Origin of the sequence: Fulvimarina pelagi HTCC2506 (assembly GCF_000153705.1) — a bacterium.
Lineage (GTDB): Bacteria > Pseudomonadota > Alphaproteobacteria > Rhizobiales > Rhizobiaceae > Fulvimarina > Fulvimarina pelagi.
Genome location: NZ_DS022272.1, coordinates 587,446 through 599,964, shown reverse-complemented (window position 1 = coordinate 599,964; position 12,519 = coordinate 587,446). Strand labels below are relative to the sequence as shown.

Below are 12,519 nucleotides of genomic sequence, written 5' to 3'. Positions count from 1 at the left end.
CCCAGCTGAATTCACGTGTGCCGACGTTCCAGCCGAAGCCGGCCGCATCCTCGAAATGCTCGGAATATTGCGAGGCGTAAACCATCAGCTTCTTCGGAACACAGCCGCGAATGACACAGGTCCCGCCGTAGCGGTATTCCTCGGCGATCGCTACGCGTTTGCCCAGTTGCGCTGCGCGCCGTGCGGCGCGGACGCCGCCAGATCCACCGCCGATAACGAAGAGGTCGTAATCGTAGTTCGCCATCAGGTCAGTTCCGTCCTTGCATCCGTCGGCCGCTGCGCCTCCAAGGCCTTCGCTGGGGCTCCGAAAAAACCCGGCCTAGGTTCGCTCTCGCCTCGATCCCGGCCTACTGGCCCTCGCCACTCTCGGGATTTTCAGCATTCTCGCCGGTCGCAGGATTACCTCCGTTAGCGGCGTATATCTCGTTGAGTCCTTCGAGTGACGCCTGCCGAAGATCGCGCAGAATGCCATTGGTCCAGACGTTTGCGGCGCCCATTGATTCCCGCGCCGCCCGCGGTCCGAGTTCCAGCAGTTTCTGTCCTGCGCCGCTCGCATAGAACTCTGAAATACTGTTCAGCTCGGCCTCGGAGAAGAGCTGCGCATAAACCCGCGCGACTTCCGTTTCGAGAGCAGCTCGCCGCGGCGCGAGTTCGAGGGCCTTCTCATCTACCATATCCGAGATCTCCGTTTGGAGATCGGGATTGTTCGGGATGAATTCGGACTTCGTCTGGGTCGCGGCGTTCAGAAGAATATTGTCGAACTCATCGGTCGCGCCGATCGCAGCGACAGCTCTGCGCGCCGCCTGGAGTTGGCTCTCGGACACCTCCGGAGCGGGCTCCGCCTGTTCTGCCTGTGCAGCTCCCTCGGGCGCTGCCGCGTCCTGCGCCAGAACGGGCGCGGCAGCGATGATTGCGCCGCTGAAGACAATGGCGCTCAGCGCCGGAACAATGGTCTTGATCCGCAAAACTCGAATCTCCGTCGGTTGGTTGAGCCTCGCGCCGAAAGGGTCGCGTTTGCCGGCTGGGTGGTCCTTTGAGAGCCCCGCGTCAAGCCTCGAGCCTCTCGATACCATCCTCGCTGGCTAAGATCGCGACGCTGGCGAGCTTGATGAAAAGGCCGTGCTCGACGATCCCCGGAATGGACCGAAGCGCGGCGCTGAGGGCTTCTGGGTCCGGAATGCGGCCAAAAGATGCGTCGAGGATCAGGTGCCCACCATCGGTGATAAACGGCTGATCCCCGTTTTTTCGCAGGACGATGTCGCCAGTAAGATCAAGCGTCTCCGCGACGCGGCGGATTGCCATGAAGGTTGACATCAGCCCAAAACCGTTGACCTCGATCGGCAACGGAAACGCGCCTAGCGTTTCGACCTTCTTCGAAGCGTCCGCGATCACGATCATCTTCGCGGAGGAGAATGCCACGATCTTCTCGCGCAGAAGCGCGCCCCCGCCGCCTTTGATCAGCCGTAGATCGCCATCGATTTCGTCCGCGCCGTCCACGGTCACGTCGAGGATCGGGATCTCGTCGAGAGTCTTCGTCGGCACGCCGAGTTCGCGGCAGAGCGTCTCGGTGCGCTCGGACGTCGTGACGCCGGTCATCTCGAAATCAGCTTCCACATGTTCGGCAAGAACCCGAACGAACTCCTCCGCCGTCGATCCGGTGCCGATCCCGATGTTCAAGCCCTCATCGAGTTCCGCGAAGGCGGCTTCAGCGGCTTTTCTCTTCAAGGACTTGGCGTCCGACATTCAGTGTCTCCAAGGGGCTGATTCATTTGCAAAGGATTGGCGCCAACTGCCCGCCTTTCCCGCTAGCGAGGCTTGATTTAAGTCCTATGGAGCAGATGTCGACAGAGCGGGCCGGCAAAGTTTCCGACGACTTTGCGCATTACGGGCGACCTCCCGAAACTCAACTCGAACGAAGAGGCAACAACCCGATGACGAAGCTGGCGGTTTTCGACCTGGACGGAACGTTGGTCGATACCGCGCCCGATCTTGCAGCAAGCCTTAACGTCTGCCTTCTAGCGGACGGCCTGGACGTCCTTCCGCTCGGCGTGGTGCGACCACATGCCGGCCATGGCGCGGTCGCGATGCTCAAAGCCGCCTATGCGTATTTTCAGCGCGATCTGCCCGATGCGCTCGTCGACGAGCACCTGGAGCGCTTCCTCGCACATTACGAAACCAACATAGCCGAAACCTCCCGGCCCTTCCCGGGCGTTCTTGCCGCGATGGACCGCCTCGCAGAGGCCGGCTGGACTTTCGCCGTCTGCACCAACAAGCGGGAGCATCTGGCGGTCCGGCTACTCGATGAGCTCGACCTTTCAGGGCGCTTCGCCGCGATCTGCGGTCAGGACACGTTCTCTGCCATGAAACCCGATCCGGCCCATCTCGGAGGTACGATCGAACGCTCGAAGTCGTCTGCAGAAAACAGTGTCATGATCGGGGACACGATGACGGATATTGCCGCCGCCCATGCCCTCGCGATCCCATCGATCCTCGTCGACTTCGGCTACGCGCCCGATGATGGGGCGCGCGCAAACGCCACGGCCGTTATATCCCATTATGATGCACTAACCCCCGCCTTCGCCACGGAACTCATCGGCTGACGGTCGGTGTCGGAAGCACAGTCCGGCTCAGGCCTGCTCCTCGGGAATGGTGACGGTGATGCCGTCGATGTCGTCATTGACGATGATCTGACAGGACAGGCGGGAATTGTCCTGTGGAGCGAAGGCGAAGTCTAGCATGTCCTCTTCCATAGCCTCGGGCTCCGGCAGCTTGGCGGTCCAGGCTTCGTCCACATAGACGTGGCATGTTGCGCAGGCGCAGGCGCCGCCACATTCGGCTTCAATTCCTGGCACGTCGTTGCGCACCGCGTTTTCCATCACGGTCGTGCCGGCTTTGGCATCGATCTCCCGTCGATCACCGGATGGGGTGACGTAGATCACTTTCGGCATGATTGTTTTGCTTTCCGATCGAATGCTCTTTGAGGCGGCCCCATTTCGTCGAGGCCGCGAAAATCGTCGGAGCTATCGGAAAGCGCAGCGCGAGTGTCAACTGGGAATGCAGCAAGATCCAGGAGTCACTCGGGCATTCGTCACGCGAGTTCGGCCGCAAAACGCCGCGTTGCGTTCATGTGATCGATCAGACGTGACAAAGCCGCTTCGCTCGATGGTCCGGTCTCAAGCTCGGCGGCGGCGTCCGCAAGCGCGAATGCGCCGACATTACGGGCAGTACCCTTAAGCGCATGAGCGAGATGCACCCGATCCGTCAACGAGAGGACGCGAAGCCGTTCTTCGGCCGTACCAATCTGGCGGGCTAGCATTGCAAGGATGCTGCGCTCCAGATCTCGGTCGCCGCAGGTCTGCGTTGCCAGATGAACGAGATCGATTGGGCTCGAGGCAGATGGCCTTGCCGCGCGCGGCATAACTTTCGAGGTTTCGCAAAGCGGTGTTCGGGAGGTCGTGGCGGGCATCGTCGTTCTCCGTGATCCGGATGGAAACGAGATCGCCTGAATGGCTGAAACCCCTGTTGAGCTCTGCCAGATCCGTTCCGCATCACCCTGATCGGACAAGCGTGGTCCAATAAGGTAATCAAAGTGTTAACGATCCCGCGAAGGCGTAAAGAAAACGGGGCGTTGCTTCAGGTTGCGATATTACGGGCGATCCGATCGCGCACGAGAATTAGTGCTGCTTTGAGACGCCACCGGCCGGACGCGTTAACCTTATCTTTAAACATGTAGAGACTCGACCCATCGCCGGTTTCATTCCCGTTTTGAGCCCGGTACGATAAGGCGTCCCATTTTCGTGCGCACCGGCGTACGATCATGTCATTATCGCGGACGCAATTCCGCAAGAACCATTGGTTCCGCAATGCCCGCAGGTCGCCCTCGCGGGGTTGCGGAAATGCCGGTTCGAGTAACGAGTATGAAGGCGTAACGGCGATGTCGAAGTCCAAAGCCTACGATCCTCTCTCCGACGAAGCCGTGAGTGAGCTCGAGGCCGCTTTGGAAGCGGATCTCAATGCCCGATCGGAGAAATCCGCGCAGGAACCCGCACAGATCGAGACACCGCAGGAGCCTGATTCGACGACCATCGAAATGTCGCTGGAGGATTTCGAGCGTCAGCTCGGTGAGACCGCCGACGAATTGCGTGCCGAGGAAGCTCGCGGAAACGCCGCAAACTTCCTTCCGCCGGAGGGCGTGAAGGAAACGACGACGCCAGAACAGCCCGTCTCCCACGCTGCGGCCAACCAGGAGCCGGGTACCGAAAGCTACACGCCGACGGGCGGCGCGAGCGAGGCGAAAGCCGAGCGCAGCTACGGGCAGAAGGCCGCAAACGACGAGGAACGCCGAACGGCAGTCATGGCGGACGCGCTGCTGTCTCGCAGCAGTTCGGCGCTACCCCTATGGCTGGCGGGTCTCTTTGCGATTCTTTGGCTCGCCGGCACGGCGCTCGCGGCCTACCAGTTCTTCGGAGACCGGCTCTTCCCGCTCGATCAGGCGATCACCGATCCGGAACAGGGCACGCTGCTTGCCATGATCGCCGCGGCCGGGCTCATCCCGGTGCTTCTCGTCTTCGCCTTCGCGATGCTGGTGCGCCGGTCATCCGATCTGCGGTTGATGAGCCGATCGCTCGCCGAGGTCGCGTTCAAGCTCGCCGAGCCCGAAGCCGTCGCGAGCGAGCGCGTCGCGAGCGTCGGTCAGGCTGTTAGGCGCGAGGTCTCGTCGTTGGGCGAGAGTGTCGAGCGCGCCCTGTCGCGGACAATGGAGCTCGAAAACGTCGTTCACGGCGAGGTCTCCGCGCTCGAACGCGCCTATGCCGACAACGAGGCGAAGATCCGCACTCTTGTCCAGGATCTCGGATCCGAGCGCGAGCAGATGCTGTCCCACGCCGAGCGTATGCGTTCTTCGGTGGTTGGGTCGCACGAGCAGCTCGTCATCGACGTCGACCAGGCCTCTGAACAGATCCTTCAACGCATCGAGGAAGCTTCGGCACGTTTTACTGCTCTCTTCGAGGATCGCTCGCGTACCCTTGCCGAAGACTTCACCTCGCGTTCCGACACGATGGCAAGCCTGTTCGACGAGCGTTCGAGCGAGATCAGCGGCCGCCTCAGCGCTAACAGCGAGGAGCTGATCCAGCGGATCACACAGAGCGGAGAGGATGCAACGCAGACGCTTCGCGAGACCGGCGAGAACGTTGCTGGTCAGCTGGATACACGCATCTCGACCATGAGCCAGCGCTCCGACGCGTTGATGGAGCGGCTGTCTACGATCGGCGAGGATATTGAGAGTCGTATCCAGTCGTCCGAAGAGCGGATCGGTGCCCTCCTCGAGAGCAGAGCCCAGTCCTTGACGGCAAGTACTGACGAGCTTGCGACACGGCTCACCGCAATCGGCCAGGAGATGGAACAACGCCTTGTCGCATCTGGCGAGGCGATCAACGGGCTTCTGGCCAATCGCAGCGCCACGCTTTCCGGCGAGAACCAGAAATTCCTCATAGATCTCACCCAGGCGCTTGACGAACGCTCGAACACGATGACGTCCGAGACATCGAGCTTCCTGTCCGGGCTTGAAGCGGCGTTCGAACAACGCCTGCGAGAACTCGCTGAGAAAAGTGGTGGCTTCCTCGGTGACCTCGATCGCGTCATCGAGCATCGCAGCGAGGAGCTCGACGGCAAGACCCAGCGCCTGATCACCGATATCGACGGGCGTCTCGGCACACGGGCCTCCGAATTCGAGGACAAGTCCGGCTCGATCGTCGACCGTCTGGAAACCCAGGCTCGCGAATTCGACCGCCAGCTCATGGCGACAGGCGAGTCGATGACTGGCCTCTTCGAAGCTCGAAAAGGCACTCTGAGCGACGAGACCGGTCGGTTCCTGTCGGATATGGCGGCTGTCTTCGACCAGCGTCTGCAGGGCCTTGCCGGCGAAGCCCAGAATTTTCTCGCCCAGCTCGATGGCGCCTTCAACGAGCGCTTGCGCGAGATCGGCGAGCGCGACGACATTTACATCGGCAAGCTTGGCGAGAGCATCGACTCGCGCCGTGGTGCTCTCGAAGACCACTCCGAACGTTTCCTGTCGAGCATCGAGGAAAGCCTTACGGAGCGCACCGAGCGCGCGGCAAACCTCCTCTCCGATACCAATGAGAAGACCATCGGCGATCTCGATCGCCGCATCGAGGCGATCGACCGGACGTTGGCCGAGCGCGGCGGCGGGCTCGTGGAGGCACTCGACGAACGCGCGAACGTCATCGCCGATGCGACCCAGCGGATCTCGGACTCTCTTGAGAAGCGCTCCCGTGAATTCGCCCAGGCTTTGGCGGAACGTGCTCGGGAGATCGTCGCGGCCTTCGAGGCCGGCCACCAAGCCCTCGGTACAGGCACGCAGGAGTCCTTGACCGAAAGCGAACGCGTCCTCGACCAGCGCACATCCGATCTGCGTGCGCTGCTCGATGAACGCCTGTCGGGGCTAAACTCCCTGCTCGACGCAGGATCTGGCCAGATAAGCGCCGCTTTCGACAGTGGCAATCAAAGGCTTTCTCAGCAGGGCGACGACCTTATCTGGCAGACGCGAAACGTCTTTGACGAACGCATGGAAGGTTTCAGCGGCATCCTCGCAGCCAGTACGGGCCTTATCGCAAGCTCACTCGACGACCGTCGCCACGAGTTCGAGGAAAAGGCGCGGGCTGTTTCCGCCGAGATCGACGCCAGGCTAGCCGATCTCAGTTCCACGCTCGACGCTCGCACCAGTCAGCTCAACTCGACCCTCGACGACAGACGCAGCCTTCTGGAAGAAAGCGTGCGCTCGATGTCGGCAGAGATCGAGACGCGTCTCGCCGATCTCGGTTCGAGCATCGAAGTTCGAACCGAACAGCTGACGTCGACCTTCGACGACCGCCAGTCGACGTTCGACGAGCGTGCCGACGTCATCCGCGCCGTACTCGACGAGCGGCTCCAGAGCCTCTCAGCCATGCTCGACGAGCGAACCGGCCAAATCTCCGGTGCCTTTGAAGGTCGCCAGTCAGCGTTCGAAGAAAAGGCTCGAGGAATCGCAACCGATCTCGATACGCGCCTTCACGATCTGGCTTCACTGCTGGACGCCCGCAGCGGGCAGATGGCCGGTATTCTCGACGAGCGGCGCGAGAGCTTCGTGGAATCGGCAGACGTCGTTCGCATGACCATCGACGAGAAGCTCGGCGACCTCGCCACGATGCTCGATGAACGGTCCGGCAGAATTGCAGGCACGATAGACGAGCGCCGTGAGTCGTTCGACGTCATTGCGAACGATCTTCGGGGGCTGCTCGACCAGCGGCTCGAAGGCCTTAACGCCATTTTGGCAGAAAGGGCGGGCGCGATCTCCGGCGTATTCGACGACAAGCAGGGCGAATTCGACCGCCGCGCCGACTCCGTCCGTACTTATCTCGACGAGCGGCTCGAAGACCTCGGCTCTCTGCTTGAAGCTCGTTCAGGCCAAATGGCCGGACTCTTCGATGACCGCCGCCATGCCTTCGACGCCAAGGCCGAGGAGGTCCGTTCCCTTCTCGACGAACGCCTGAACTCGCTTTCGAGCCTCCTGGACCGTCGCCGCGATGCCCTCGGCGAGACCTTCGATGAGAAGCTGCAGGCGCTCGACGACTCCACGGGTTCGCGGATCGATGCACTTTACGAGCGCACCTCAACGATCGGTGAGGCTCTCGCCTCGGCTGTCAGCAACCTCGAGACGCTGCTACAGAAAAGACAGGCCAAGCTCGAAGAGGCCCTCGGCAATCGCAGCGAGGACCTCGAAGCGAGCCTCGCGCTGAACTCTCAGACGCTTCTGTCAGGTCTCGAGAACCAGTCCGGTCAGATCAAGAATTCGCTAGAGGATACGGTGCGACGCATTGAGGCGCTCATCGGCATGGCCGATGGCATCATGGCACGTGGCGTTGACGAAAAGCAGGAAGCGCTCGCTCAGGTCCTCGAAGCGCGCGGCAAGGCCATCGAAAGCCTCGTCGAAAGAACCCGCGACACGTTGACCGGCGGGCTCGACGATCGCATCGAGTCGATCGCTGTGCTTCTTTCGGATCGTTCGGACAGACTCAACCAGTCGCTCCAGAGCGAAGGTGTGAAGCTGCTCTCGACGGTGGAGGAGCGATCGAACGCCCTGCGGTCCGAATTCGAGGACCGCGCCACGATCCTTACATCGATCACGGAGGAGATCCGCGAGCGCATGCTCTCGGCGCTCGACGAGCGGATCGGCACGCTCAGTGGTGGGTTCGACGATCTCGCTTCGAACATTGCCGCGGACGTTTCTTCGCGCGTCGACGCGCTGGCATCAGCGATGGAGGAGGCCCGCGGGGCAATCCGGCAGAGCATCGACAGCCAGACGGACCAGTTCCGCTCTGAATTCGACGCCAGGTCTAGCGCGTTTTCCGAACAGATCGATCAGAGCGCTAACGGCCAGATCGAGGCGATCGAACGAGCACTCTCCAACGTCATCAACGGGCTCGACGAACGCACTGACCGGATCCGCGACCTCGCCTTGTCGAGCGAGTCGAAGCTAGTGGAGGATCTCGACCGGCGCGCCAGCTCTCTCGCCGACCAGGTAGCGGGGCGCGTTCAACTTGCCGAGGAGGGTCTCACGACGCGAGCCGAAAGCCTGCGCTCCCTCATAGGCGAAGCCCAGCGTCTTCTCGTCGACGGGCTTGACGAACGGCTCGGTGCCATGGCCGCGCTGGTTGCCGCGTCCGAGAGCTCCATGCTGACCGGACTCGACGAACGCCGAGAAGCGATCGCGAGCGAACTCTCAGGAGGGCGCGAGGCGATCGCTCATACAATCGAGGAACGCGTGAACGCGATCTCCGAGTCGCTGATGCAAGCCGATCTGAAGCTCTCCTCGATCTTGGAAAACCGACGCGATAGCATCGCCTCGACGATCGAAGAGGCGTCGCGAGCGGCCGCCGCCACACTTGGCGACCGCAGCGATGAGGTCCGCCGTGCGATCGACGACAGCGTAGCCAGCGTCTCGACGACGCTCGAGGAAAGGCGCGGAGAGCTTGTCGCCGCCCTGGATCAAGGATCGAGCGCGCTCTCCGAAGTGCTGGACGAACGCACCACAGCAATCTCCTCTGCGCTTGAGCGCGGCCTTGGCAATGTCGAGCGCACGCTCAGTGCACGCGCCGGAGCAATCGCCGACACGATCCGCGAGACCATTGCGGAAGCGATGCAGACGATGACCACGGAAGTCTCTCAGGCCCGCGAGAGCCTTCAGGGTGAGACAAACCGGTTGGCAGAAAATCTCTCCGGGATGGAAGAACTCTTTACTGCGTCGAGCGACGCCGCCCGCCGGCAGATCGAAGACGAAGCAAACCGGCTCTCCAACCGACTTCAGAGCCTTGCCGACGATCTCACGGCAAAGGCCAGCGAAGCGCAGTTTTCGCTCACAGGTGAAAGCGAACGGATCGCGGAGAACATCACCGGTGCAACCGCCGCGCTCCGCACGCTCTCCGAAGAATCGCGCAATCGCTTCTCCGTGGAGGCCACTCAGCTCTCTCAGGCGATCGCAGCCCTTGCCGGCGACATGAACCGCGAGGTCGCAACCGTTCAGGAAGGGCTTGCCGCGCAGCGCATGAGCCTTGCCGACGCACTCTCCAACGTCTCCGTCGAAGTCGCCAGCGAATTCGAGCGGAATACCAAGCGGTTCGAGGAGATGATGCAGGAGGCACAAGGCCGCGTCGCCAGTTCCTCCTTCGAGAGCCGCGATGCGATGCGCGAGCAGACGGAGACCATCACGGCTCAGATCGTCGATGCTGCAAACCGCATGCGCGAGCAGGCCGAGACCAGTCAGATCGCCTTGCGCGACAACACCGACGAACTTGCAAATCGTATCTCGGGTGTTTCGTCGCGGCTGCGCTCTGAGACAGAGAATGCCGCCAAGAGTCTCGAAGACCGGGCCCTTCGGTTCACTGAAGAGCTTTCGACGGTCTCTGTGCAGCTCGAAGAACTTCTGCAGTCGAGTAACCTCGGCGAGGGCCTTCGCGAGGCGACCGAACGCGTCCGCGCCGAGATCGCCAACGCCTCGGAGAGCCTCCGCCAGGAGGCGACGACCATCGCTGCCGAACTGCGCGGGGACGTGGTGAGCCTTTCCCAGTCCTTCGTCCACGATGCTTCGGAAGCGCGCGACGAACTTCTGTCACGTAGCGCCGATCTATCGGGCCACTTTGCGACGATCTCCGAGACCATCCGCAGCCAGACCGAACAGGCCCGTGATCAGCTGATGGAAGCGGCCGGAGCTGTCGCAGATGAGCTTTCGGCACGTATGGGCGAAAGTGAGCGCCAGATCGCAGCGCGCGGCCGGATGCTATCCGAGGACCTCGACAAGCGGACCCGTGAGATGGCGACAGTCCTTTCATCGAGTTCGGCGGAAATCGCGCGTATTCTGGAGACCGAACTTACCGAACGCCTGAGCGCGAGCGAGCGCGGGATTTCCGACCGGGCTCGGCTCCTCGGCGAGGAGCTCCAGGGCCGCACTTCCGATCTCACCAACGTCATCGGCTCTCAGCACACCCAGCTCGTGCGGCTTCTCGAAGAAGACGCCCAGCCGCTCGTCAGCCAGCTTTCGCAGCGGGCAGACGAGACGATTGCGGCTCTTAACCAGGCTGCCGAAGGTGTTATGGGTGCCTTCGACGAGCGCGCCCGCAGCGCCGCCGCCGACGTCTCCGACATCCGCGAACGTCTCGCCGGCGAACTCGATTCGCTGCTTGGCCGACTTGGTCAGACTTCGGGCGAACTGCGCGGCCTCGTCGAAGAAACTGCCAGTAATCTCGGCGCGATCGATACGACGCTTCAGCAAAGCGGTGAACGGTTCACCAATGCCGCCGAGCAGGCCTCCAATCAGATCGCGCTCACCGCACGGATGCTGGAGAACAACACAGAACGCCTCGACCAGATGTCGATGGGTGCCTTCTCCAAGGTCGCCTCGATCGTCGACCGCTTTGCAGAGCACGGTGCGGCCCTCGGCGATGCCGTCCGCCAGATCGAGACCGGCGAGGGTCGCCTGCGGGAGACCTTGGAAGGCGGCCGCGGCGGCCTTGAAGAGCTCGCAAGCACGCTGGTTGCGCGTTCCGAAGAGATCGGCGGTACCATCCAGTCCTTCGAAGGCCTCATGACCAACCTCTTCGATCGGACGGAGGAGCGTTCGCGCGCGATATCGTCTCAGCTTTCAAGCGAGGTTTCGGGCACGCTTGAGAACGCCGATCGCCAACTCGGCATCACGGAAGAGCGCTCGCGCGCCGCCGCCGAATCTATCCGCCAAGCGGTTCAAAGCGCCGTCGAGGAGGCGAGCCAACGCTTCGAAGGCGCGACCGACGAGATCCGCCGGGCCGCATCCGCAATCCGCGAAGAGATGTCCGCTGCACGCTCGGACATCAAGCAGGGTGTCTTCGAACTACCTGAAGAAACGCGTGAATCGACCGCCGCCATGCGCCGCGCGGTCTCTGATCAGCTGCGAGCCCTGCGCGATCTCAGCGAGATCGTTCAGCGCACCGGGGGTGCGCTCGACGTCGCTCCCGTCGCGGCAGCAGCTGGTGTCGCGGCCGAAAACTACGCGGCCAGCCGGCCGGCGGAACGTTCGCAATCCGCAGCTCAAGCGAGCCAGGAGCCGCCGCGACAGACGCAGAACCCCCAAAACGGACGGCCGCGCGCACCGGAGCCGCAGGCCAGGCCGCAACAATCGGCCTTCGACGACAGCGATTTCGAGGAGCGCCTTGCCGCCTCCTTCCTGACCGACGGCAATCTTGCCCGCGATCTGCGTGGCACCGGCAACGAAGGCCCCGCCGCACGTCAGCCGTCCGTGGCGGGCAGCGGCATGCCGCAGGCGCGCGCCGACAACCCGCCGGCACGCCCGCTGCAGGGACCGCCCCCACAGCCATCGCCGTCGATCACAGGGCGTCCCGAAAGAGCAGCAACCTCCGATACGAGGAAGGAGGCGCCGCGTGCGCCGACGTCCGGTCCGCGAGACGATATGCCGCCCGAACCCCAAGGTAGCGGCTGGGTCTCCGACCTTCTGCGTCGAGCCTCTCGCGACGACGATGGAATGCAAGGACGCCCGCCGCAACAAGAAACGTCGGCGGGAAATTCATCTGGGGGCCAGCTCGAAGACATCTCTGGCGAGATCGTCCGGGCAATCGACACGAACACCGCGAGCGACCTCTGGCGGCGCTATCGACGCGGCGAGACCAACGTCTTCAACCGCAGACTCTACACAATCCGCGGCCAGCAGACATTCGACACGGTCCGACGTCGATATCAGCGCGATACCGAATTCCGCTCCGCCGTTGAGAGCTATATCTCGGACTTCGAACAGCTTCTTTCAGAGGCGGTGCGCCACGACCCGGACATCGACCTGACGCAAAGCTATCTGACGACCGAGACGGGTAAGGTCTACACGATGCTCGCCCACGCGGCCGGCAAGCTCGACAGCTGACACCGACAGGCATTCGATAGTTTGGCTATCGAGTGCCCCTCAGCATCCCTGCAAGTGCGGAATTC

The 12,519-nt window shown here is 62.5% G+C and carries 7 protein-coding genes; 2 read left to right on the top strand and 5 right to left on the bottom strand.

Annotation, left to right across the window (positions count from 1 at the left end; translation table 11 throughout):
* The 3 genes from FP2506_RS02780 to rpiA form a co-directional block, all read right to left on the bottom strand.
* The coding region (locus tag FP2506_RS02780) for an FAD-dependent oxidoreductase (protein ID WP_007065858.1) at window positions 1–244 on the bottom strand (244 nt) is incomplete at its 3' end.
* Between the two features lie 103 nt (window positions 245–347).
* A complete protein-coding gene (locus FP2506_RS02775) occupies window positions 348–965 on the bottom strand; it encodes a DUF2059 domain-containing protein (protein WP_007065857.1) in 618 nt (205 codons plus the stop codon).
* Window positions 966–1,047: 82 nt separating this feature from the next.
* The gene (gene rpiA, locus FP2506_RS02770; RefSeq protein WP_007065856.1) at window positions 1,048–1,743 is read right to left on the bottom strand and encodes a ribose-5-phosphate isomerase RpiA; all 696 of its coding nucleotides are present in this window, start codon (window positions 1,741–1,743) and stop codon (window positions 1,048–1,050) included.
* A gap of 188 nt (window positions 1,744–1,931) precedes the next feature.
* Here rpiA and FP2506_RS02765 point away from each other — a divergent pair, with 188 nt between their 5' ends.
* Window positions 1,932–2,600, top strand: a complete 669-nt coding sequence (locus FP2506_RS02765; RefSeq protein WP_040489335.1) for an HAD hydrolase-like protein — start codon at window positions 1,932–1,934, stop codon at window positions 2,598–2,600.
* A gap of 27 nt (window positions 2,601–2,627) precedes the next feature.
* On the opposite strand, the gene FP2506_RS02760 is transcribed toward FP2506_RS02765, so the two are convergent.
* On the bottom strand, window positions 2,628–2,948 hold the full coding sequence (locus FP2506_RS02760) for a 2Fe-2S iron-sulfur cluster-binding protein (protein ID WP_007065854.1): 321 nt from the start codon (window positions 2,946–2,948) through the stop codon (window positions 2,628–2,630).
* 140 nt (window positions 2,949–3,088) lie between these two features.
* Complete coding sequence (locus tag FP2506_RS02755) at window positions 3,089–3,466, bottom strand: Hpt domain-containing protein (protein ID WP_081448280.1); 378 nt, start codon at window positions 3,464–3,466, stop codon at window positions 3,089–3,091.
* A 468-nt stretch (window positions 3,467–3,934) separates the two neighbouring features.
* Between FP2506_RS02755 and FP2506_RS02750 the strand changes: the two genes are divergently transcribed.
* The gene (locus FP2506_RS02750; RefSeq protein WP_007065852.1) at window positions 3,935–12,454 is read left to right on the top strand and encodes an apolipoprotein A-IV repeat region-like domain-containing protein; all 8,520 of its coding nucleotides are present in this window, start codon (window positions 3,935–3,937) and stop codon (window positions 12,452–12,454) included.
* Window positions 12,455–12,519 lie beyond the last annotated feature (65 nt).

Excerpts from the sequence above, each read along its gene's own strand:
- FP2506_RS02765 (WP_040489335.1), top strand. The coding sequence starts at position 1,932 with ATGACGAAGCTGGCGGTTTTCGACCTGGACGGAACGTTGGTCGATACC.
- FP2506_RS02760 (WP_007065854.1), bottom strand. The coding sequence starts at position 2,948 with ATGCCGAAAGTGATCTACGTCACCCCATCCGGTGATCGACGGGAGATC.
- FP2506_RS02750 (WP_007065852.1), top strand. The coding sequence starts at position 3,935 with ATGTCGAAGTCCAAAGCCTACGATCCTCTCTCCGACGAAGCCGTGAGT.
- FP2506_RS02755 (WP_081448280.1), bottom strand. The coding sequence starts at position 3,466 with ATGCCCGCCACGACCTCCCGAACACCGCTTTGCGAAACCTCGAAAGTT.
- rpiA (WP_007065856.1), bottom strand. The coding sequence starts at position 1,743 with ATGTCGGACGCCAAGTCCTTGAAGAGAAAAGCCGCTGAAGCCGCCTTC.